We start from the raw sequence: 20,185 nt of genomic DNA, 5'->3' as shown, positions 1-20,185 counted from the left end.
GGAGATGCCAATCAGGCTGAAAGCAGTAGATCCACCAGCCGGCTTGCCTGAGCCTGCTTGTTCTTTTTGCTGAGGACGAACTGCCTGGCGGACGCACCGCGCTGAGCCAGCACCTGGAGAGGCATCCCCGTCACGGTTTCTAGGGCTCGTCGGTAGCCCTGAACGGTCTCGTCCTGGATGATGAATACGTGTTGGTGGTAGTCCGGTGGCATCCCGGGCAGTGCGGTGGTAAGCACTGGTGTACCCGAAGCCATGTATTCCATGTTTTTAGAGGGGAAGGAGAATTTGGTGTATTCCGCCTCGGTAGGGCGGGGGTTCACCAGTAGGGTCGCGTGTTCCTGTCTTTCGACGGATTCCCGGTTGGGAACCACGCCGTGAAATACCAGGTTTCTGTGCCTTTCGGCGAGACCGCGTAGCTCTCCGTCCATGTCGCCTTGGCCACAAATGTGGAGTTCCCATCGGGGCGGATTGAGATCCATGAACGCCTGGATGAGTTGAGGGAGGCCGTAGACCTTGTGTGTTGAACCGGTGTACAAGAGAACGCGAGTGCCATTGTCATCGTACGCATGATCGGGCGCAACGATCTCTAGGGACGGGTTTGCGTCGACCAAGCCCTCCATGACCAGGTGGGGGAGCCCTCGAGGGTTGACGAGGTCATTCATGGGCTCCGTCAGCAGGAGATAGGCATCGAAAAGCGGAAGCCAGGACCGTGCTGCGAGGCTCGCCGCTGCGCTCCGCATGCGGGTTGCCAGGTTGCCGACGGCCGGGCGGTGCTGCGGAACGTCGGTCAAGACGCCGACGACTGGGGTGCCCGACAACTTCCCGGCCAGGAGAGCACCGATGGACGGCGCGCCGCAGAGGGCATCGCATATGACAAAGTGATTGCTGCCTCGCTGTGCGCGTGCGGTCATGAACGCCGTAGCCAGGGCTGAACTTGCCTGCCGCATGATTGGCATGTTGACAAAAGGCACGGTTGTGTAGCGTACGCCGCGTTGTTCGGCGCGGCGTATTGGGTGCAGGATCCTCGAGGTTGCCTTGCGTGTGATGGGTGGGGTACTGACCGCGTGGACGCTGGCCACCCGGCGGTCCTGGGCAAGTCCCTCTGTCAGGAGGCGATGGAACTTCTGGGCAGCCATAGACGGGATTCCACGCCCCCGGTCGAAGTTGCGCGAGAAATCGGCTTCTGTGATCAACGACGACACATAGGTGACATGAACCTTGCTGAGAGTGTTCATCGCAGTCCGCTCCAGCCCTTGTGGCGGCGTGCGGTCGACAAGATGAAGCGGACCACCCGGTCAGAGGTCGTGGTGATTGCATAGTCCGCTGGGAGGGTTGCCGGTTTCGTGTCGGCCGATGTGTTGGGGTGCGCCATGACGTCACACACGGCGGCTTCGACGTCGTCGGGATCCAGTCCGGTCATGATGATCCCGCCCGTGTCGAGGGCCTCTGGCCGCTCGATGGAGTCGCGCATTGTTACGGCCGGAAAGCCCAAGATGGTCGACTCCTCCGCGATGGTGCCGGAGTCGGACAGCACGCTTGCGCTGTGCAGCTGCAGGTGGTTGTAGTCGTGAAAGCCGAGGGGGTCGTGGAAGGTGATGCCTTCGGGCGCTGACCAGTCCTCCAGCGCCTCGAGTCGCTTGCGCGTCCTCGGGTGGGTGGACACGAAGACGGGGAGCTCGAACGCTTCGTGTACTCGGACGAGGCAGTCCACGAGTTGACGCAGCCGCTCGGGCGAGTCCACGTTCTCTTCACGATGGGCCGAGACGAGGAAGTAGCCTCGGCCCGTCAGCCCCAGTCGGGACAGTACGTCGGACGCCTCGATCTGCGGGCGGTAGTGCTCTAGCACCTCTCCCATCGGGGAGCCGGTGAGCAGGATTCGACGCGGGTGAAGCCCCTCCGAGAGAAGATTGCGTCGGGCGTGCTCGGTGTAGACGAGGTTGAAGTCGGCGACGTGATCGACGAGCCGGCGGTTGGTCTCCTCCGGAACGTTCTCGTCGAAGCAGCGGTTGCCGGCCTCCATGTGGTAGACGGGAATCCGCATCCGTTTGGCCATCACTGCGGCGATGCACGAGTTGGTGTCGCCCAGGACGAGCATCGCATCGGGACGCTCGGCCCTCAGGACCTCCTCAGTCTTGATGAGGGTCTCACCTAGCACGTGCCCTAACGACGAAGTGTCCACCCCGAGCATGTGGTCGGGCTGACGGATCCCCAGGTCGTCGAAGAACACCTGGTTGAGCGTGTAGTCGTAGTTCTGGCCGGTGTGCACCAGGACGTGCTCGACGGTCTCGTCGAGACGGGCGAGGACCCGGGACAGCCGGATCAGCTCGGGCCGGGTGCCGACCACCGTCATGACCTTCAGCCGTGCGCTCATCCGAGCTCCTTCTCATAGCGGTTCATCCTGCGCCCCTCCGGGGTGGTGAACGTGTGGGTGTGCTGCCAACCCGCGCGGTTGTAGAAGTCGTTGACCGCGTCGTTGCCATCGGCATCCGTGGTGAGGAACGCCCGGTGGGCCCCGCGGGAGCGGGCTTCCGCGCACCAGCGGTCGATGATTTGGTGTCCGACCCCGCTTCCCTGGGCGACGGGGTCGACGCAGATGGAGGAGAGCAGGGCGCCGTCCGTCGTGGAGCCCGCCTCTCCGCGGTAGGCGGCGCCGCGGAGGAGTCGGGGAACCCGGCGGGGATCCGCGACTGCGGCTTGTGCACTCGCGAGTGCGAACCCTGGGAGGCGGCGGACGAGGAGCCGGCGGAAGAAGCCCCCGGGGGCGGTGGTGCCCACCACCCCGCCCACCACCCGCCCGTGATCGTCCCGCGCCACGGCAGTCACGCTGGTCGGATCCGTCAGGAAGCCGCGGTAGAACTGGGCGAGGAAAGCGGGTCCGAGCTGGCTGAGGAAGAACGATGGGAACGCCCGCCGGTGAACTGCGACGAGCTGCTCGACGTCCGCAGGATGCAGCGGAGCGATGGTTGCGGTCATGACGGCCGGGCCTTCTGCCGGACCGGCTCCCAGAAGGTGTCTGGTGCCTGCGGATCGAAGAGGGTGTGCGTCCAGAACTGCGTGAGGAGCTCGGTTTCTCCGACGTTGGTGATGTTGTGGACCCACATGGTCGGCATGTCGATGGCCACCGGGTTGGACCCGTCGACCTCGAAGTCGATGACGTCGTCGTGGAACACACGGCGGAGGGAGATGCGAGCGCGCCCACCGAGCACGACGAAGCGCTCGATCTTGCCGAGGTGGTAGTGCTCGCCCCGGGTGATGCCGCACCGCGTCGTCGACACGAAGGTCTGCCCCTGCCCGCCGTGGCTGCGCACGGTCTCGACCAGCCGGCCCCGGTCATCGCTGTGGGGTGTGAGCTGGATGGGGTAGGCCTGGGGGAAGAGCGCCGCGCGAAGGGTGTTGAAGAGGTTGACGTCGAAGTCGGTTGGCAGGGCAGGGATGTCGCCGGTGCGGTAGGTCTCACGGAAGCACACCAGCTTGTCCAGGACCTCCTGCACCGACGTCGGGTGGGGCTCAGGCGCCAGCTCGGCCTGGTCCGTGGCGAGGGCGTCGATGAGGACCTGCGCGGCGTCCTGCACGTGAAGGAGTCCGATCTCCTTGTCCTGCACAGACTTCGGGGCCTGGTCGCGGGCGACGGCGTGGGCGAAGGTCGCGACGAAGGAGTTGTAGCCCGGCCGGCCGTGCTCGCCGAACAGGTTGGGCAACCGGACGTCGACGACCTTGGCTCCGCTCGCCCGGAGGGCCTCGGTCGCCTGGGACTTGCCTCGGCCGTATGCCGAGTCGGCGCCCGCGTGAACCGTGTTCGCGTAGACGACGGTGCCGATCGAGCCCGAGCTGCGGACGGCCTCGGCGACGGCCTCCGCGAGCTCGACGTTGCCGCGCTCGACCTCCTCGTCGGACGCCCGGTTGACCCCGGCCACGTGCAGCACGGCGTCACAGCCCTGTGCCAGCTCCGTCAGACGACCGAAGGACTCGCGGTCGACGGTCACGACCTCGTGGTCGGTGATCGCCGCCAGACGGACCCGCGTGTGCCAGCCGAGGAAGCCGCCTGCCCCGGTGAGGAGAACCTTCACAGGCCACGCTCCAGCAACAGACGAACCTCGGGGAGCGTTTGCAGGAGCTCCTTGGTCTGCTCGACGTCCAGACGGGTCGTGTTGGCCGAGTTGTAGGCCTCGAGCATGCGGGGCTTGTCCTCGCCCTCCTCGACGTACTTCTCGTACTGCAGGGACCTGGCGTCCAGCGGCACCCGGAAGTAGTCACCTTCGTCGGAGGACCGCAGGACCTCCTCCCAGGACAGGAGGGTCTCGTGCAGCTTCTCCCCGTGCCGGGTGCCGATGACGTCGATGGTGGGGGAGTCGTCACCGAGGAGAGAGGCGACCGCGCGGGCCAGCACGTCAACGGTGCTGGCCGCCGCCTTGCGCACGAACAGGTCTCCGGGCTCGGCGTGCTCGAAGGCGTGGAGCACGAGGTCGACGGAGTCCGCGAGCGACATGAGGAAGCGCGTCATGTCCGGGTCCGTGATCGTCAGGGGCTTGCCCGTGCGCAGCTGGTCGACGAAGAGGGGGATGACCGAGCCGCGGGAGTACATGACGTTGCCGTAGCGCGTGATCGCGACGGTCGTCTTGCTGCGGGGGTTGTTGCGGGCGTAGGCCTGGGCTGTCTTCTCCATCAGCGCCTTGGACATCCCCATGGCGTTGACGGGATAGACCGCCTTGTCCGTGCTGAGGCACACGACCGTGCGGACCCCGGCGGCCGCCGACGCCTCGATCACGTTGTGGCTGCCCTGGACGTTGGTCTTGACCGCCTGCTGGGGGAAGAACTCGCACGACGGGACCTGCTTGAGCGCCGCCGCGTGGAAGACGAAGTCGGAACCGCGCACGGCGGCGGCGACGCTGTCGATGTCACGGACGTCGCCGAGGAAGAACTTGAGGCGATCGTCGCCGAAGTCCTTGCGCATCTGGTCCTGCTTGGCCTCGTCGCGACTGAGGATGTGCACCTCGGCGGCGTCACGGTCGAGCAGGTGACGCGCCATGGTCTTGCCGAACGATCCCGTGCCTCCCGTGATGGTGACGGTGGCCGAGGACAAAGACAGCCCAGACATCAGTTGGTTCCTCCTGTGGCCTCGATAAGAAGCCGCTCGACGCGGTCCACCCCCCGTGCGAGGGAGAACTCATCCACGTAGTACTGGCGGGCACTCCGTGCCCGATCGTGCCTCTCGCCCGGGGAGAGGTGTCCTAGCCCCTGGAGCACGTCCGCGATAGCCCGCGGACCGTCGCTGACAATGGCCCACCCCCCGGCTTCTGCGACCACTCGGCCCACGTCCCCGCCGGCCGCTGCGACGACGGGCAGCCCGGCGGCCAGGGATGCCTGGCACTTGCTGGGCATGGTGACGTCGGACAGGGGGTGGTCGCGGAGACTGAGGTAGGAGGCGTCGGCCGTCGCCATCAGGTCGGTCATGGACGATTGCGGGACGCGTCCGATGAACCGCACGTTGTCGGCTCCTAGCCGCCGGGCGAGGTCGCGCAGCCGGGTCTCGTGGGTGCCGGACCCGGCCATGACGCACACGAATCGCGGGTCACGCACCAGCGCACAGGCCTCGATCAGCGTGTCCAGCCCCTGCGCCTCGCCCATGGCGCCGGCATAGAGCAGGACCACCTGGTGGTCGGACAGGCCCAGCCGGGTCCGCATCGACCGCCCCCCGGGGTGGAAGGTCGCCTCGTCGGCCCACATCGGCGCATAGCTGAGCTTGTGCTTGGGGACCCCACGCCGGAGAAGGATGTCGCCGACGCCGGGCGAGATGTAGGCAACCGAGGACGAGGCTGCGTACATCGCGCGGCACCAGCCGTCGAGGCCGCGCATCGCGACGTCGCCCGCGACACCCCGGCTGCGCCCTGAGGCCGCAACCGTGTCAGGCCACAGGTCCAGGACGTGCGTGACGAGAGGCACCCCAAGCAGGTATCGGGCAGCCCACATGGAGGGGGCCACGGTCACGGGGGAGTAGTTGACCCACACGGCGTCCATCCCTCGGAGGGTCGAGAGGCCGTTAACGAGGGAGGAAGCGCCGAACGATGCGTAGTTGAGTGCTCGGCGGGCCGTGGACGAGTCGTGGCTGGGATAGAGAGCCACCCGGCGGACGTGGACGCCCTCCACCACTTGGTCGTCACGACGTCGGATGCGGTAGCCGTCGGCGACGTGGCCGGTGGGGTAGTTGGGATACCCGGTGACTACGTGGACGTCGTGTCCGCGCGCCGCCAGAGCGCGCGCCAGCGCGGAAGGGAGGGCAGCTGGTCCCGGCTCGGGTTCGTACCACTGCGTGAGCAGTCCAAGACGCACCGATGCCTCCTCCGACCGATCGACTGACAGGACCAACACGCAGTGTAATCTGCCGTTGACTTTCCGTGGTGACTTGACCGCTTAGGAGCGATTGTGTCGACTGTGCCGTTCATCCCCTTTGCCCTCCCGGACATCGGGGAGGAGGAGGTGCAGGCCGCTGCCGACGCCATGCGGTCCGGTTGGTTGACGACCGGGCCCAACGCGGCGGCCTTCGAGCGGGAGTTCGCCGACCTCATCGGCGGTGGGCGCGAGGCCGTCGCGGTCAACTCCGCCACGGCCGGGCTGCACTTGGCGCTGGAGGCGCTCGGCATCGGCCCGGGCGACGAGGTGCTCGTCCCCGACTGGACCTTCACGTCGACCGCGGAGGTGGTGCGGTATCTCGGGGCACAGCCCGTGCTGGTCGACATCGACCCGCTCACCCTGAACGTCGACCTCGACCGGGCCCGCGCGGCCGTCACCTCTCGGACGAAGGCGATCATGCCCGTCCACATGGCCGGACTCCCCGTAGATCGGCGAGGCTTGCGCGAGCTCGCGGACGAGAGGGGGCTCACGGTGGTCGAGGACGCCGCCCACGCCTTCCCGGTCATGTCGGGCGGCAATCTCGTCGGTCACAGCGAGAGTCACGCCGTCGTGTTCAGCTTCTATGCCACCAAGACCATCACGACGGGCGAGGGCGGGATGGTCGTCACCGCGGACCCCGACACGGCGCGTCGGATCCGGACGATGCGACTGCACGGCATCAGCCGGGATGTCTTCGACCGCTACCGGAGCACCAAGCCGTCCTGGCACTACGAGGTCGTCGCGCCGGGGTTCAAGTACAACCTCCCTGACCCGGCTGCGGCCATGGGGCGCGTTCAGCTGTCGCGGGCCAATCAGATGAGGGACGCGCGAGCCTCGATCGCCGCCCGCTACGACGCGGCGTTCGCCGACCTGGGGATCGGGCTCCCCGCCGGTCCGGTGGAGGAGTCGGGGCACGCCTGGCACCTCTACATCGTCCGCGTGCCCGGCGGGGAGGCGCCCCGTGACGCCTTCATCGGTCGTATGGCGGAGGCGGGCGTCGGCTGCAGCGTCCACTTCATCCCGCTGCACCGGCATCCCTACTGGCGCGAGCAGTGCGCAGCCCGGCCCGAGGACTTCCCGGTGGCCGAGGACCAGTTCAGCCGCGTGGTGAGCCTCCCTGCCTTCTCGTCGATGTCGGACGAGCAGGTCGAGCGCGTCATCGAGGTGGTGCGCTCGTGCCTGTGACGGCCCCGGACGGCAAGCGCCTGCTCGACATCGCGGTGTCGTGCGCTGGCCTCCTGCTCACCTCGCCGGTGGTGCTCGCCGTGGCCGTGGCCGTCCGTCGCGAGGACGGCGGTCCGGTGCTCTTCACGCAGGAGCGGGTCGGCCTCGGTGGCCGCCCCTTCCGCATCCACAAGTTCCGCACCATGCGACCCGACGGGGGCGGCCCGGCTGTCAGCGGCAGCGGTGACGCCCGGGTCACCCGCGTCGGTCGCGTCCTGCGTCGCACGAAGCTCGACGAGCTCCCTCAGCTGTACGACGTGCTGCGTGGCGAGATGAGTCTGGTGGGCCCGCGCCCCGAGGTGCCGGAGTTCGCAGCCCTCTGGCCGGCCGAGCTGGCACCGCTCATCTTGTCGGTGCGCCCGGGCATCACCGACCCGGCAAGCATCGCCTACCGCCACGAGGCGGACGAGCTGGCGGCTGCACCAGACCCTTACCGGCACTACGTGGACGTCATCCTCCCTCGCAAGGCGCAGATGTACGCGGAGTACGTCCGGGACCGCTCCCTGGCGGGAGACATGCGACTGATCGTCGCGACGGCCCGGGCCGTCATCGGCGCCTAGGCGCTCGTCACCACCTCGGTGACACCCTGCAGGTGGCGTAGCGGCCCTTGACCCTCCCTGGCGCAGCCCCGCATCCACCCGGCGGCTCGCTCGTGGGTGAGCGGCATCCCGTCGACCGTGGCGCCGTCGAGGCGTGGCACGTCGACGCTGGTGACCAGGGAGTGCGCCGTGGCCCTGGACTCGTCCGAGGCATTGAAGAGGTCCTCCGACATCTTCTCCCCGGGGCGGAGGCCGGTGTAGACGATCTCGACGTCGTGGCGGCCGGACATGCCGATGAGGGTCTCGGCGATCTCCTTGATGCGCACCGGGGTCCCCATGTCCAGCACCATCACCTCACCGTGGTCACCCATGGTGGCGGCCTGCATGACGAGCTGGCAGGCCTCGGGGATGAGCATGAAGTAGCGCTGCACGTCGGGGTGCGTCACGGTGACCGGTCCGCCTCGCGTGATTTGGCGTGCGAAGGCAGGGATGACCGAGCCACGGCTGCCGAGCACGTTGCCGAATCGCACGCTCATGTAGCGGCCCTCGGACTCCACCGCGACATCGGCCGTCAGCCTCTCGGCGATGCGCTTGCTGTAGCCGAGCACGCAGACGGGGTCGGCCGCCTTGTCCGTCGAGATGTTGACGAAGGTCTGGACACCGGAGGCCTGGGCTGCGCGAAGGACGTTCAGCGTGCCGAGGACATTGGACTTCCACGCCTCGAGGGGATAGCGCTCCAAGAGGGGGAGGTGCTTGAGCGCGGCCGCGTGGAAGACGACCTGGGGACGTTGCTGCCCGAAGACCCGCTGCATGGCCTCCTGGTCCCGGATGTCCGCGAGGACGATGCTGTCGTTCTGGAGCAGGCCGTGGCCGTCGAGGTCGAGCTGCACCGACTGCAGGGCGGACTCGTCGCGGTCGAGCATGACCAGCTTGGCCGGGTGGAACTTGGCGATCTGTCGGCACAGCTCGCTGCCGATGCTGCCCCCGGCGCCGGTCACGAGGACCACGCGGTTCTCGAGGGTGGTGGCGATGCTGGACTGGTCCAGCGTGATCGGACGTCGACCCAGGAGGTCCTCCAGGTTGATGTCGCGGATGTCGTGCGACGTGGGGGTGCGGCCCACCATGGCGCTCATGGTGGGGACGACCAAGGCCTTGACCCCTGCCTCCATGGCGGCCTGCCGCAGCTCGCGGATGGTGTCGGTGCCTGCGCTCGGGATGGCGATGACCATCTTGTCCGCGTCGTACCTCTCGGCGACCTTGGCGATGTCCTTGCGCCCGCCGCTCACCCGCACGCCGTCGAAGGACCTCCGTCGCTTGCCGCGGTCGTCGTCGAGCAGGGCGACCGGGATGTAGGGGGAGGTCGGGTCGTGACGCAGGTTGCGGATCAGCAGCCGACCGCCGTTGCCGGCGCCGAAGACGAGGATCCGCTCCTTGCCCTCCAGGGTCGCCCAGTGCCGCTGGCGTGCCGCCCGGATGACGAAGCGGGTCGCCATCATGGCGAGCGAGGCGATGAGCGCGGCCATGATCGGGACGGTGCGCGGGACCACGATGGGCCGGGCCGTCATGGCCCAGGCCATGAGGCCGGAGCACACGATGGCGACGGTGGCCGCCACCTCCAGGACCTCCTCGAAGGACCCCCGCACGTGCCCCTTGCGATAGGGGCCGGTGGCGAAGGACACGACGACGTGGCCCAGTGCCGCGGCTCCCGCGACGATCGCGGTGTTGCGGACGAAGGTCGGCTCCAGCTCGTAGGCATGACGAAGCCAGGTGGCGGCGTAGATCGCGACGACCCAGACCGAGGCGTCGATGAGGCACCAGGTCACTCGGACGAACCGATCTCGTCGCCGGGGGGCGAGCATGGGCCACTCCTGTGGGGGTCCCTGCTGAGTCACGCAGGGTAGCTTGACGTATGCTCAGAGTAACCGACGAATGGCGTCCCTACGGCCTTGTGGGGGATTTGGTCACGAATTGTCTTTGCCGTATCAACCAGATGTCGTCATAGAGCGCGATGTGCGGACGCTCCGGCATACGGTTGCCTCATGAGCGAGCCTGCCCGGATCCTGACCGTCTGCACCGGCAATGTCTGCCGGTCGCCCTACATCGAGCGGCGGCTGCAGCACGAGCTGGATCGGGCCTGGGGCCCGGGGGCCGTGGAGGTCAGCAGCGCCGGGACGGGGGCCCTGGTGGATGCCGCCATGGAGCCCGACGCGCTGTCCCGGCTCGGGGTGGCAGGCGGCGCGGGCGAGGACTTCCGCGCGCGAGCCATCACCCGCGAGCTGGTGTCGGACGCCCAGCTCGTCATCGTGGCCACCCGCGACCACCGGGGAGCCGTCAGCCGCCTCTATCCGCGGGCGCTGTCGCGCATCCACGCCCTGCGCGACCTCGCTCAGCTCGCGGAGGGTGTGGCCGACGACGAGCTGCCGGGCCGCACGTCGGCCCGTGCGTGGCTGGACGAGGTGGTCTCGCTGATCGCCTCGAAGCGAGGCCTGCGTCCGCCGCTGGAGCCGAGGGAGGCCGACGTCGTCGACCCCTTCCGTCAGGGTCGAGACGTCTTCGACACCATGTCCACACAGGTCGAGGACGCGCTGCCACAGGTGCTGCGCGTCCTCGGTGCGGGAGCCGGTGCCGGCGCGGGGAGCCGCTAGACCGTCGTCGACTCCCGGTGGGCGCCGGACCCCGACGGTGTGCGCTCGACGGGCATGGCCGGCTCGGACGAGCGATAGGCGTAGCGCTCGCCGTAGTAGGAGTAGCCGTCCGCGCCCTTGGTGGGCACGCGGTTCATCACCAGACCGAGGACGCGTGCGCCCACGGTCTCCAGGCTCTCGAGGGCCCGGTGGAGGTCTTCCTTCTTGATGACCCCGGCACCGACGACCATCACGGCGCCGTCAGCCAGTCGGGACACCACGGCGGCGTCCGTGACGGGAAGCACGGGCGGGGCGTCGATGATCACGTAGTCGAAGCGCTGACGGAGCTCGTCCAGCACCGCGCGCATCGGGTCCGAGCCGAGCAGCTCGCTCGGGTTGGGCGGGATGGGGCCGGCCCCGAGGACCTGGACGTTGTGGCCGAAGGGCTGAAGCACGTCGTCCAGCTCAGCGTCGCCGATGAGCACTGTGGTCAGGCCGACGCCCCCCTCCAGGCCCATGTACTGCAGCAACCGCGGTCGCCGCAGGTCGCCCTCGATGACGCAGACGCTGGCGCCGCTCGCACCCAGGGTGAGGGCGAGGTTGGCGGTGGTCGTCGACTTACCCTCGCCCGGCAGGGACGAGGTGAAGACCATGACCTTGGGGTGGTTGGCTGCGTCGACGAACTGGAGGTTCGTGCGCAGCGTGCGGAAGGCCTCGGCGCGGGTGCTCTGCGGGTCGCCCTGCACGATCAGAGGGTGTGTCTTGGCGTCGGGGTCGAAGTGGATGCCGCCGATGATCGTCTCGTCGGTGACCTCCTTGACGTCGCGCTCGCCCTTGATGGACGTGTCCAGCAGGTCCCGGAGCAGGGCGAGGCCGAGGCCCAGCAGCAGGCCCAGCAGCAGACCCATGGCGAGGTTGCGGGCGGGGCGGGGCGCCACCGGAGCGGAGCCCTCGGCCGCCGGCCGCACGACGGTGGCCTTGACGGGGCTCTCCTGGCCGGCCTTGACCGACTGCAGCTCCTGGATGGTCGAGGTGAACTCCTCGGCCACGGCGTTGGCGACTTGAGCGGCCTTGGCCTTGTCGCGGTCGACGACGGAGACGTTGAGGAGCACGGTGTCGGGGGGCGTGGTGGCCGTGACGGAGCGTGCCAGGCTGGCCGAGCGGTCGACGCCCAACGCGTCGTGGACGGGGTCCAGCACCTTGGGTGACGTGATCACGTCGGCATAGGTCTTCATCTGCTTCTGCGTGAAGGTGCTGCCTTGGGCCAACTCGGCGGTCGTCTCGCTGTTGGCCGTGGAGATGAAGAGCTGGGCCGTGGACTGGTAGGTCCGGGGCGTGAGGATCGTCAGGGCGGCAGCGGCCAGCACTGCGAGGCAGGTGACCGCGACGATGATGCGCCAACGCTTCCGCACGACGCGGAGGTAGTCCTGCAGGTCCACGAGGAGTCTCTCTTCTCCCGGGCGCGGACCTTACGGTCGGCGCATGTCTGAATACTGAGCGTGATGCTATCGGGTGAAACGGGGGCGAGGTAGGACCTACCCGCCAAAACCCTGCTTGGGAGACACGTTGTCGACATACGTCGCCATCGAGTCGGTGCGCAGGTGCTCGGCCAGCGTGGCCATCTGGCTGCGGCTCATGACGACGATCGACATGTTGTTGGGGCCCGGCTCGGCCGCGACCCACGGCGCCGTCGTCGTGTGGATGTCGCCGCCGCGCACGTTGCGCATGCTGAGCGCGACCTTTTGCATCTCGTCCACCGTGAAGCCGCTGTCCACGGTCATGTTGCGCGTGCCGGCGTCGAGATAGCTCGAGAACTCGCGCGGGTTGAGCAGGACGTCGCGGGACAGTCCCTTGGTCAGGACGGCGCGGATGAACGCCATCTGCCGCTTGCCCCGGCTGATGTCGCCCTGGTCGAGGCCGTAGCGCTCGCGCACCCAGGCCAGACCCTGCGTCCCGTTGACGTGGCGGACGCCCGCGTCGGTCGGCACGTCGACGCCGCCGATCGCGTCGGTCATCGACGTGAAGCCGTTGAAGTCGATGGTGGCGACGTGGTCGATCGGCACCCCGATCAGGGGCTGGATCGTCTGCACCAGCAGCGGCGCGCCGCCGTACTGGTAGGCCGCATTGATCTTGTTCTTGCCGCGCCCCGGGATGGTGACGTAGAGGTCGCGGGGGAAGTGGACGAGGTCGACGCGCTTGCGGTCGTCGGACACGTGGGCGACGACGATGACGTCGGAGCGACCCTGGTCGGAGCCGCGCGAGTCGCTGCCCAGCACCAGGTAGTTGAGCGAGTTCTTCGACGTTCCCACCTTCTTTGGCTGCGCGACCTCCTCCGAGGCGGTGCCGAGGATGGGCTTGCCGCCGGACAGGATGGGCTTGCCCTGCTGGTCGACGATCTGGCCCTTCGCATCGACGTGCGCGGCCCCGGCGTCGACCGGCTTGCCCTGCTGGTCCGTCACGACCTTGCCGCTGCTGTCGACCAGGTTGCCCTTGTCGTCCTGCGGGACGATCCGGTGCTCGGCCGGCGCGTCGGGCAGCAGGGGCGCGCGCTGCACGTTGTCGGACACGGTCCGGCGCAGGTGCCAGGCATAGCCGCCGACCGCGGCGGCGCACAGCACGAGGACGGCGGCGAGCGCCCACGCTAGGGGCTTGAGCCACCGGCGTCGACGTCGGGACTCGGCGTGACCGTCAGGGCCCGCGTCGGGCGCCTCGATGTCGCGCTCGGTGGGAGAGGGAGGGACCGGCATACGAACAGAGTAGTTGCCTGGGGGAGTGATGTAACACAAAGCAACTCGCAAGCACAGTCCGTAGCGTCGGGCTTCTGTTGCGGTGGGGCGTGCCAGCGGGCTCGGTCTGCGCAGGCTGCGGCCGCGCCGTGCATCTCGAAGGTGTTCTGGCGATTCGCGTCGGTCACGGAGAAACCCCAGTACCGTCTGAGGAGCGCCAGGTGTAAGCGGGTCGTCATCAACAGTGCGCCCGTCACCCGCCTGCAGTAATCGCGGCGGCATCCCTCTGGATGTTTAGACGCTGCGCCGACGTGAGGGGACTAACCGTGTCAGGGATCAGTCGTGGACCCAGCAGGTTCAACCCTCCTGCAGGGTGGCCCGCTGCCCCTCAGGGGTGGGTGCCACCCGCTGGCTGGGCCCCAGATCCTTCGTGGCCGGCTGCCCCCAAAGGACATCGGTTCTGGCTCGACGCAACGTCTGGGAGGCCCACTCTTGGCCCGCCGGGCGCTTATGGTGCAAAAAGCAAAGGCAAGCGCTTCGCAGGCTGCGGGTGCTTGTCCTTGATCACCCTGTTCGTGGCTGGATCGTGCCTCGGCGCCATCTCCACCACGGCTGGGACTGCGCCGACGGACCCGAGCAGCTCGACCTCTCCTCTCGCGCTGGCGGCGACCCCGACCCAGTCCTCGGCACGGGCCACGCCTTCCATGACGCCTCAGACCGACACGGCCACGACTCGACCGACCAGCACGCTCGCACCGAAGCCGACGACCACGCGCCCGCCCACGCCCGTGGCAGACCGCACCACAACCCCGGCGCCGAAACCGGCGAAGACGCGCCCGCCCACACCCGCCCCAGCCCGAACCACAACCCCAGCGCCAGTTCGGCTCGCAACTCCTACCCGTTCACCCCAGGCCCCCGCTACCCAGGCGCCGGTAGCCCCCGTTGAGCCGGCGGGTCCACCCCCCGGGGCAGTCACGGTGCACGGCGGGTCGTTCTGCTCCGGTGCAGGCTCGATCGGCATCAGCGAGAAGGGCCGGACCTTGGTGTGCCGGGTGGCCAAGGACGGGAGACTGCGCTGGCAGCGCCCCTGACGGCGCCTGGTCTGCATGGGAACGGCTGCGGCGGCGTCGGCATACGGCCGAAGTCCGGTGAGTGGCAATGGCAATCCGATGCCCGGCAACCAGCTGGTGACGGACGGCCGGGCTGTTGACCGGCCGGCTCTAGCGGCTCTCGCCGAGGACCTGGGCGATGCCGTCGCGGTAGCTCGTGACGGCGAAGTCGGGGAAGCGGCGGGTGAACTCCGAGGAGTCGAAGACGTTGTCCCCCCGGTAGCGGGGCAGCAGCTCGCTCATCTCCTTGAGGGGCTGGGAGACGAGGCTGCCGAGCCGGAACGCCGCGACGGGCAGGACGGTGAACGGGATGCGCCGGCCGGTCACCTCCGACGCGACCGCGATGAGCTGGCGGTAGGTCAGGCGGTGCGGGTCGACGGGCAGGTGCCAGGTCCGCCCGTAGGCATCGGGGGTGTTGCCGATGAGCGCCATCGCGCGGCTGGCGTCAGGCGTCCAGATCAGCGACCGCACGGCGTCCGCGTTGACGGGCACGAGCGGCCGCTTGCCCGCCTTGATCCGGTCGAGCACCAGCGTGTTGGTGTAGCTGCTGGTCCGGCCCGGGCCGTAGAACTCCGGCGCCCGGCAGATGACGGCGTCGATCCGGCCCGCCCCCATCTCCCGCAGCAGCAGCGAGGTCATCTCGGCGCGCACCCGTCCCTTGCGGCCGTTCGGCGCGAACGGGGTCGACTCGGTCTGCGGGGCCGTGCTGCCCGGATACATGTAGGTGTTGTCGAAGTAGACGAGCGTGGTGACGTGCTCGACGCACGCGTCGATGACGTTGCGCATCATCGTGGGGAACTGCTCCTCCCACAGCTGCGAGTCCAGCGGCAAACCCACGGTCAGATAAGCGATCTCGCTCCCCGCGACGGCACGCGACGTGGCCTCGGCGTCGGTCAGGTCGGCGGCCACCAGCTCGTCGGAGTCGTGCACCTTTTGCGGATGACGACTGACCAGCCGTATGTCGTGCGTGTGGCTGCGGTAGAGCTCGCGGGTCAGCTCCACGGCGATCTGGCCGTTCGCGCCGAGGACGGTCTGCATCAGGAACCCCATGTCTGTCGTGATGTCTGTCGTGCGGGTCGGGACGCACCGCTGCTGCGGCGGTCTCGGAGACGTGGGCGACAACGCAGCCCCTGCGCGCCGTCATTCCGTAGCAGACTGAAGTCTCCGATCCCGCAGGCGAAAGGACTGACCATGAGCGTTCCCACCGATGCAGCGTTCGAGATCCCCAAGGAGGGGGACAACGAGGGCGCGCGGCCCCAGGAGGGCGGCGAGCACGAGGCCTACGTGGACGAGAGCAACGTCCCTCACTCCGACCGCGAGGCGACGGACGACCCGTCCATCTGACCCCGCTGCCTGCGAGAACCCCCGACCCGCCGCGGGCCGGGGGTTCTCGCGCGACACCGGCCCTGGGCGGGGCGGCTTAGCCTGGCCCCATGGACAAGCCCTCCTGGCCCCCGGTGGCAGGCCCCATAGGTGTCGGCACGCTCTTCGTCGTCGTGACCTTGGCGTTCCCACGAGGCGGTGACCTCGAGACGCTCGGGCTGGTGCTGAAGGTCGCCCTGGGGCTGTGGTCCCTCTACCTCTTCGTCCAGCTGTTCCGTCAGATCCTGCGTGACGACCCCGACTTCAACGGGGAGAGCGAGCGTCGGTTCCGCGAGCGGCACAACCGCCCCAAGGACTCCTGAGGGGACGCAGACAGCTGCGACACGCCGCTCGGAGGAGCACTTCTCGTCCTCTCGCGGCGAGGGGGGGGCGGGCGGCATACGGGCTCTGCCTCTCGATCAGGCGCCGACCTCGCGCAGGCGACCGGTCGCCACGTCGAAGACGAAGCCGCGGATCGAGTCCGTGTGCGGCACATAGGGATCGGCGACGATCCGGGCGATCGAGGAGCGGACGTCGGCGTCGAGGTCGGTGAACGCCGCGGACTCCCAGCCCGGCCGCGTCCCCGTCTCCTGCTCCAGGTCGTCGCGGAAGGCCTGGTCGGTGAACGTCAGCATCCCGCAGTCCGTGTGGTGCACCAGGACGATCTCGCGCGTGCCCAGCAGGCGCTGGCTGATCGCCAGGGATCGCAGGACGTCCTCGGTGACGACGCCTCCGGCGTTGCGTATGACGTGCGCCTCGCCCTCACCGATGCCGAGGACGCGGGACACGTCGAGGCGGGCGTCCATGCATGCCACCACCGCCAGGTGCTTGGACGGCGGCAGGGGGAGCGGGCCCTCGAAGCCCTGCGCGTAGGTCTCGTTGTTGGTGAGCAGCTGGTCGGTGACGGTCATGGGGGTTCCGTTCCTCGAGGCGGTGGGTCAGTGAGCGTGGTTGCGGACGCCCTCGAGCCAGCGGTCCACGCCCCGCACCGGGCGGCCGTGCGTGGAGACGATCAGCTCGGGCTCGAGCTCGGCGAGGTGGCGGCGGGACTCGACGGCTCCGGCGGGGTCGTGGTGCCAGCTGACCGGCAGCTTCATCCAGCGGGGGGAGGTGGGGTCGTTGGAGATGTTGGTCGGCCCGTCCCCGACGATGAGGACCCGGTCGGACTCGCGCCAGAAGGCCAGCAGGCCGGGGCTGTGGCCGGGCTGCGGCAGGACGGTGAAGCTGCCCACCTGGTCGCCCTCCGTGAGGCGCTGGTCGACGTGGTGCCGTTGGCGCGTCATACGGGGCACGATCAGTCGCCCGGACAGCCCGGCGTGATAGGCGATGCTCCCGCGCTCGAAGTCGTCGGCCTCGATCGCGCTCATCGCGAGCGGCGCGCCGGTGTGGTTGCACAGCTAGGCGCTCGAGCCGACGTGGTCGCCGTGGGCGTGCGTGACGACGTGACGGCCGACGTCGCGACCCCGCAGCAGCCGCGCCAGGCGCTTGCCCGACCACGCGGGGCCGGAGTCGATGACGATGTCACCGTCGGGTCCGTCGAGGACCACGGAGTTGAACATGCTGAGCGGGGCGAGGGAGCCGAGGTGCACCCCGTCCGCCACGGGCTGCAGGGAGGTAGCCATCCATCGAGCCTAGGCGCCATCCGGCCGATCGGCAGTGGGGAGCGCTTGCGCGCCCGGTCAGCGCCCGTCAGCGCCCGTCAGCGGCCGAGCTGGGCGTGCCAGGCGTCGTGCTGGGACTCCTCGGCGGCGCCGACTCGAGCACCGCAGCGATCGCACACCTGGTAGCGAACCGCCCAGCTGCCGGACCAGCGGTAGCCGGGTCCCGACGGCGGCATCGTGAAGCCGAGATAGGTCATCAGCTTGTGCAGGACGTTCCCCATCTCCGCAGTATGCGTCGACGGGCGCGTCAGCCCTTGCCGAACCGCGTCCCGCCGTACTTCTTGTGCACCGCCTGCCTGCTCACGCCCAGCACGCCGGCGATCTGCGCCCAGGACGCACCCTTGGTCCTCGCCCGGCGCACGACCACCGCCTCGGTGCGGTTGATCTCGCGGTGCAGCTCGGCGACGGCGGCCAGCGCACGCAGCGGGTCGTCGTCGCCGGCCTGGCTCACCAGTGCACTCATCGGCTGCTCACCCATCTCGTGTCCGTTCCTCGCGGCGACCTGGCGTCAATCTACGTTGACGTCCGTATGTCGTCAATCCTGGTTGACGTCTGGCCCGGGCCCGACGCTCGCGGTCGTCCGTCATGAGCCGGTCCTGCAGGGGCGTGGCAGGGGTGGGCCCATGAGCGACGCGTGAGGGTGTTGGTGGTCGTCGCGGGGGCCGTCCAAGCGTGGGATGCCTTGCGCGCCAAGGATTCTCGATGAAGCAGTCGGCGTGACGGGCAGGGGAGGCGCCCGCTGACGGGTGGCAAGGGTGCGTGAGCGGGTGCTGGAGTTGCGGCCGGGGGGCGGCCGGGGTGCGGCAGGTCTAGAGGGCGGGACTTGCCACATACGACACGTGCTGTCTCATGACAGGCCAGTTGTCCTATGGGGCAAGTGCGGCCGAGCAATGAGGTCATCGCCTGGAGCGTGCGGCCGTGACGGCGTCAGGAGGGTTGACGGGCGGCGTCCTGGCTCCTGACGATCAGCGAGCGCGACAGGTTTCCCTGCGGCTCCGGACGGTGAGTTCCCGCAACGCCACGTGAGCGTGGCCTCCGGGGCGAGGGTTGGCAGCGCTGGGCCGCGTCAAAGGTGCGTCGGGCCAGCACGAAGCGCACGCGCGGCCGCCGAGGTGGGCGGCGAGGGGACGCAAACGTCCGCGACACGCCGTGCTACGCGACAGCTGCGTCCCCTCGAGGTGCGCGCGGACACGCCGGGGAGCAGGTGCGCGGGGTGAGAGGGCAAGAGTGGCAGCGAAACGCCGGTCAGGAGAGCGATCTGTGCCCTCTCGACCGGCGTCCGCGTGAGCGACCAGCGACCAGCGACCGGCGACCGGCGGCGCCGGCCGCGCGGCGTGGGTCAGGCGCGGAGGGACTTCTCGATCGCGTCGACCATCACGTCGATGTCGTCCGTGGTCGCGACCAGCGGGGGAGCGAGGCGGATGGTCGAGTCGTGCGCGTCCTTGGCGAGGACGCCGTGGCCAGCCATGCGGTGGCACAGCTCGTAGCCCGTCATCAGGTGCGGGTCGATGTCGAGGCCGGCCCACGCGCCGCGCACCCGCACCTCCAGGACGCCGTGCTCGCGCAGCGCCTCGAGCCGGGGCGTCATGTAGTCGCCGAGGACGCGGGCGCGGTCGTTCCACTCGTCGGTGAGGAGCATCTGCACGACCTCGTGGCCCACGGCCGCGGCGAGCGGGTTGCCGCCGAAGGTCGAGCCGTGCGAGCCGGGCGTGATCACGTCCATCACGTAGTGGTCCGCCGCGATCGCCGACACGGGCAGCAGGCCGCCGCCGAGCGCCTTGCCCATGACGTAGATGTCGGGCACGACGTCCTCGTGGTCGCACGCGAACGTCCGCCCGGTGCGCGCGAGGCCGGACTGCACCTCGTCCGCCATCATCAGCACCTCGTGGCGGGTGCACAGGTCACGCACGCCCGGCAGGAACCCCGCCGGCGGGATCAGCACCCCGCCCTCGCCCTGGATCGGCTCGAGCAGGACCGCGGCCGTGTGCTCGTCGATCGCCTGGTCCAGGGCCTCGAGGTCGCCATACGGCACCACCCGGAAGCCGGGGGTGTAGGGGCCATAGCTCCGCCGCGCGATGTCGTCGGTGGAGAAGGACACCACCGTGGTCGTGCGGCCGTGGAAGTTGCCCTCCATGGTGACGATGTTGGCCTGGTCGGCCGGGATGCCCTTGACGTCGTAGCCCCAGCGCCGGGCCACCTTGACGGCGGTCTCGACGGCCTCGGCTCCGGTGTTCATCGGCAGGATCATGTCCTTGCCGGTGAGCGTGGCGAGGTCGCGGGCGAACGGCCCGAGCTGGTCGCTGTGGAACGCCCGGCTGGTCAGGGTGAGCTGGTCCAGCTGCTGGTGCGCCCGGGCCACGAGCCGCGGGTGGCGGTGGCCGAAGTTGAGCGCGGAGTAGCCCGCCAGCGCGTCCAGGTAGCGCCGGCCGTCCACGTCGGTCACCCACGCGCCCTCGCCCTCGGTGAGGACGATCTCGAGCGGGTGATAGTTGTGCGCGGCATAGGTCTCGACGAGACGGATCTGCTGGTTGGTGGTGCTCATGCTGGGGCTCC

At 69.0% G+C, this 20,185-nt stretch carries 19 protein-coding genes and 1 pseudogene; 5 read left to right on the top strand and 15 right to left on the bottom strand.

Going from position 1 to position 20,185, the window contains the following annotated elements; translation table 11 throughout:
- Positions 1–11 precede the first annotated feature (11 nt).
- From B4K29_RS03605 to B4K29_RS03580, 6 genes are read right to left on the bottom strand one after another with little or no spacing between them, the layout of a single operon-like run.
- Positions 12–1,235 (bottom strand): glycosyltransferase, encoded by a 1,224-nt coding sequence (locus tag B4K29_RS03605; protein ID WP_286966409.1) that lies wholly within the window; start codon positions 1,233–1,235, stop codon positions 12–14.
- Positions 1,232–2,371 (bottom strand): non-hydrolyzing UDP-N-acetylglucosamine 2-epimerase, encoded by a 1,140-nt coding sequence (wecB, locus tag B4K29_RS03600; RefSeq protein WP_286966408.1) that lies wholly within the window; start codon positions 2,369–2,371, stop codon positions 1,232–1,234. The genes B4K29_RS03605 and wecB overlap by 4 nt, the downstream gene beginning before the upstream one ends.
- Positions 2,368–2,973, bottom strand: coding sequence for a GNAT family N-acetyltransferase (locus B4K29_RS03595; RefSeq protein WP_286966407.1), 606 nt, complete (start codon positions 2,971–2,973; stop codon positions 2,368–2,370). Before B4K29_RS03595 ends, wecB begins: the two co-directional genes overlap by 4 nt.
- Entirely contained in the window at positions 2,970–4,067 is a 1,098-nt protein-coding gene (locus B4K29_RS03590) for an NAD-dependent epimerase/dehydratase family protein (RefSeq protein ID WP_286966406.1), read from the bottom strand. Before B4K29_RS03590 ends, B4K29_RS03595 begins: the two co-directional genes overlap by 4 nt.
- Entirely contained in the window at positions 4,064–5,095 is a 1,032-nt protein-coding gene (locus B4K29_RS03585; RefSeq protein WP_286966405.1) for a polysaccharide biosynthesis protein, read from the bottom strand. Before B4K29_RS03585 ends, B4K29_RS03590 begins: the two co-directional genes overlap by 4 nt.
- Positions 5,095–6,327 carry a glycosyltransferase family 4 protein gene (locus tag B4K29_RS03580; protein ID WP_286966404.1) on the bottom strand — a complete coding sequence of 411 codons (1,233 nt, stop codon included), beginning with the start codon at positions 6,325–6,327 and terminating at the stop codon, positions 5,095–5,097. The genes B4K29_RS03585 and B4K29_RS03580 overlap by 1 nt, the downstream gene beginning before the upstream one ends.
- Before the next feature lie 93 nt (positions 6,328–6,420).
- On the opposite strand from B4K29_RS03580, the gene B4K29_RS03575 reads away from it, so the two are divergent.
- Entirely contained in the window at positions 6,421–7,572 is a 1,152-nt protein-coding gene (locus B4K29_RS03575) for a DegT/DnrJ/EryC1/StrS family aminotransferase (RefSeq protein WP_286966403.1), read from the top strand.
- Complete coding sequence (locus B4K29_RS03570; RefSeq protein WP_286966402.1) at positions 7,563–8,171, top strand: sugar transferase; 609 nt, start codon at positions 7,563–7,565, stop codon at positions 8,169–8,171. Before B4K29_RS03575 ends, B4K29_RS03570 begins: the two co-directional genes overlap by 10 nt.
- Here the strand turns inward: B4K29_RS03570 and B4K29_RS03565 are convergent.
- On the bottom strand, positions 8,168–10,009 hold the full coding sequence (locus B4K29_RS03565) for a polysaccharide biosynthesis protein (RefSeq protein ID WP_286966401.1): 1,842 nt from the start codon (positions 10,007–10,009) through the stop codon (positions 8,168–8,170). The two genes, B4K29_RS03570 and B4K29_RS03565, sit on opposite strands and share 4 nt — an antisense overlap.
- A 180-nt stretch (positions 10,010–10,189) precedes the next feature.
- Here B4K29_RS03565 and B4K29_RS03560 point away from each other — a divergent pair, with 180 nt between their 5' ends.
- Positions 10,190–10,795, top strand: a complete 606-nt coding sequence (locus B4K29_RS03560; protein WP_239264004.1) for a hypothetical protein — start codon at positions 10,190–10,192, stop codon at positions 10,793–10,795.
- Here the strand turns inward: B4K29_RS03560 and B4K29_RS03555 are convergent.
- From B4K29_RS03555 to B4K29_RS03545, 3 genes are all read right to left on the bottom strand, one after another.
- Complete coding sequence (locus B4K29_RS03555) at positions 10,792–12,213, bottom strand: polysaccharide biosynthesis tyrosine autokinase (protein WP_286966400.1); 1,422 nt, start codon at positions 12,211–12,213, stop codon at positions 10,792–10,794. The genes B4K29_RS03560 and B4K29_RS03555 overlap by 4 nt on opposite strands.
- A 96-nt stretch (positions 12,214–12,309) precedes the next feature.
- Positions 12,310–13,521 carry an LCP family protein gene (locus B4K29_RS03550; protein WP_286966399.1) on the bottom strand — a complete coding sequence of 404 codons (1,212 nt, stop codon included), beginning with the start codon at positions 13,519–13,521 and terminating at the stop codon, positions 12,310–12,312.
- Positions 13,522–14,720: 1,199 nt separating this feature from the next.
- The gene (locus tag B4K29_RS03545) at positions 14,721–15,659 is read right to left on the bottom strand and encodes an NAD-dependent epimerase/dehydratase family protein (RefSeq protein ID WP_286966397.1); all 939 of its coding nucleotides are present in this window, start codon (positions 15,657–15,659) and stop codon (positions 14,721–14,723) included.
- A 141-nt stretch (positions 15,660–15,800) separates the two neighbouring features.
- On the opposite strand from B4K29_RS03545, the gene B4K29_RS03540 reads away from it, so the two are divergent.
- Both B4K29_RS03540 and B4K29_RS03535 read left to right on the top strand, forming a co-directional pair.
- The gene (locus B4K29_RS03540; RefSeq protein WP_019286257.1) at positions 15,801–15,953 is read left to right on the top strand and encodes a hypothetical protein; all 153 of its coding nucleotides are present in this window, start codon (positions 15,801–15,803) and stop codon (positions 15,951–15,953) included.
- 89 nt (positions 15,954–16,042) lie between these two features.
- Complete coding sequence (locus B4K29_RS03535) at positions 16,043–16,294, top strand: hypothetical protein (RefSeq protein WP_029210290.1); 252 nt, start codon at positions 16,043–16,045, stop codon at positions 16,292–16,294.
- A gap of 96 nt (positions 16,295–16,390) precedes the next feature.
- On the opposite strand, the gene B4K29_RS03530 is transcribed toward B4K29_RS03535, so the two are convergent.
- From B4K29_RS03530 to rocD, 5 genes and pseudogenes are all read right to left on the bottom strand, one after another.
- On the bottom strand, positions 16,391–16,882 hold the full coding sequence (locus B4K29_RS03530) for a beta-class carbonic anhydrase (protein ID WP_286966396.1): 492 nt from the start codon (positions 16,880–16,882) through the stop codon (positions 16,391–16,393).
- Between the two features lie 27 nt (positions 16,883–16,909).
- Positions 16,910–17,530, bottom strand: a pseudogene (locus B4K29_RS03525) (MBL fold metallo-hydrolase).
- A 140-nt stretch (positions 17,531–17,670) separates the two neighbouring features.
- Positions 17,671–17,853: a hypothetical protein gene (locus tag B4K29_RS03515; RefSeq protein WP_286966392.1), complete on the bottom strand. Its 183-nt coding sequence runs from the start codon at positions 17,851–17,853 to the stop codon at positions 17,671–17,673.
- Between the two features lie 26 nt (positions 17,854–17,879).
- Positions 17,880–18,110 (bottom strand): hypothetical protein, encoded by a 231-nt coding sequence (locus B4K29_RS03510; protein ID WP_286957751.1) that lies wholly within the window; start codon positions 18,108–18,110, stop codon positions 17,880–17,882.
- An 861-nt stretch (positions 18,111–18,971) separates the two neighbouring features.
- Positions 18,972–20,174: an ornithine--oxo-acid transaminase gene (gene rocD / locus B4K29_RS03505; RefSeq protein WP_239265407.1), complete on the bottom strand. Its 1,203-nt coding sequence runs from the start codon at positions 20,172–20,174 to the stop codon at positions 18,972–18,974.
- Positions 20,175–20,185: the final 11 nt, after the last annotated feature.

The sequence above is a fragment of the Arsenicicoccus sp. UBA6765 genome (genome assembly GCF_002453335.1).
Classification (GTDB): Bacteria; Actinomycetota; Actinomycetes; order Actinomycetales; family Dermatophilaceae; genus Arsenicicoccus; species Arsenicicoccus bolidensis.
This window is presented reverse-complemented; position numbering and strand designations above follow the sequence as displayed.

What these genes read in the sequence shown, in the direction of transcription:
- B4K29_RS03605 (WP_286966409.1), bottom strand. Translation starts at nt 1,235, where the DNA reads ATGAACACTCTCAGCAAGGTTCATGTCACCTATGTGTCGTCGTTGATC.
- wecB (WP_286966408.1), bottom strand. Translation starts at nt 2,371, where the DNA reads ATGAGCGCACGGCTGAAGGTCATGACGGTGGTCGGCACCCGGCCCGAG.
- B4K29_RS03595 (WP_286966407.1), bottom strand. Translation starts at nt 2,973, where the DNA reads ATGACCGCAACCATCGCTCCGCTGCATCCTGCGGACGTCGAGCAGCTC.
- B4K29_RS03585 (WP_286966405.1), bottom strand. Translation starts at nt 5,095, where the DNA reads ATGTCTGGGCTGTCTTTGTCCTCGGCCACCGTCACCATCACGGGAGGC.
- B4K29_RS03565 (WP_286966401.1), bottom strand. Translation starts at nt 10,009, where the DNA reads ATGCTCGCCCCCCGGCGACGAGATCGGTTCGTCCGAGTGACCTGGTGC.
- B4K29_RS03560 (WP_239264004.1), top strand. Translation starts at nt 10,190, where the DNA reads ATGAGCGAGCCTGCCCGGATCCTGACCGTCTGCACCGGCAATGTCTGC.
- B4K29_RS03550 (WP_286966399.1), bottom strand. Translation starts at nt 13,521, where the DNA reads ATGCCGGTCCCTCCCTCTCCCACCGAGCGCGACATCGAGGCGCCCGAC.
- B4K29_RS03545 (WP_286966397.1), bottom strand. Translation starts at nt 15,659, where the DNA reads ATGGGGTTCCTGATGCAGACCGTCCTCGGCGCGAACGGCCAGATCGCC.
- B4K29_RS03540 (WP_019286257.1), top strand. Translation starts at nt 15,801, where the DNA reads ATGAGCGTTCCCACCGATGCAGCGTTCGAGATCCCCAAGGAGGGGGAC.
- B4K29_RS03535 (WP_029210290.1), top strand. Translation starts at nt 16,043, where the DNA reads ATGGACAAGCCCTCCTGGCCCCCGGTGGCAGGCCCCATAGGTGTCGGC.
- B4K29_RS03530 (WP_286966396.1), bottom strand. Translation starts at nt 16,882, where the DNA reads ATGACCGTCACCGACCAGCTGCTCACCAACAACGAGACCTACGCGCAG.
- B4K29_RS03515 (WP_286966392.1), bottom strand. Translation starts at nt 17,853, where the DNA reads ATGGGGAACGTCCTGCACAAGCTGATGACCTATCTCGGCTTCACGATG.
- B4K29_RS03510 (WP_286957751.1), bottom strand. Translation starts at nt 18,110, where the DNA reads ATGGGTGAGCAGCCGATGAGTGCACTGGTGAGCCAGGCCGGCGACGAC.
- rocD (WP_239265407.1), bottom strand. Translation starts at nt 20,174, where the DNA reads ATGAGCACCACCAACCAGCAGATCCGTCTCGTCGAGACCTATGCCGCG.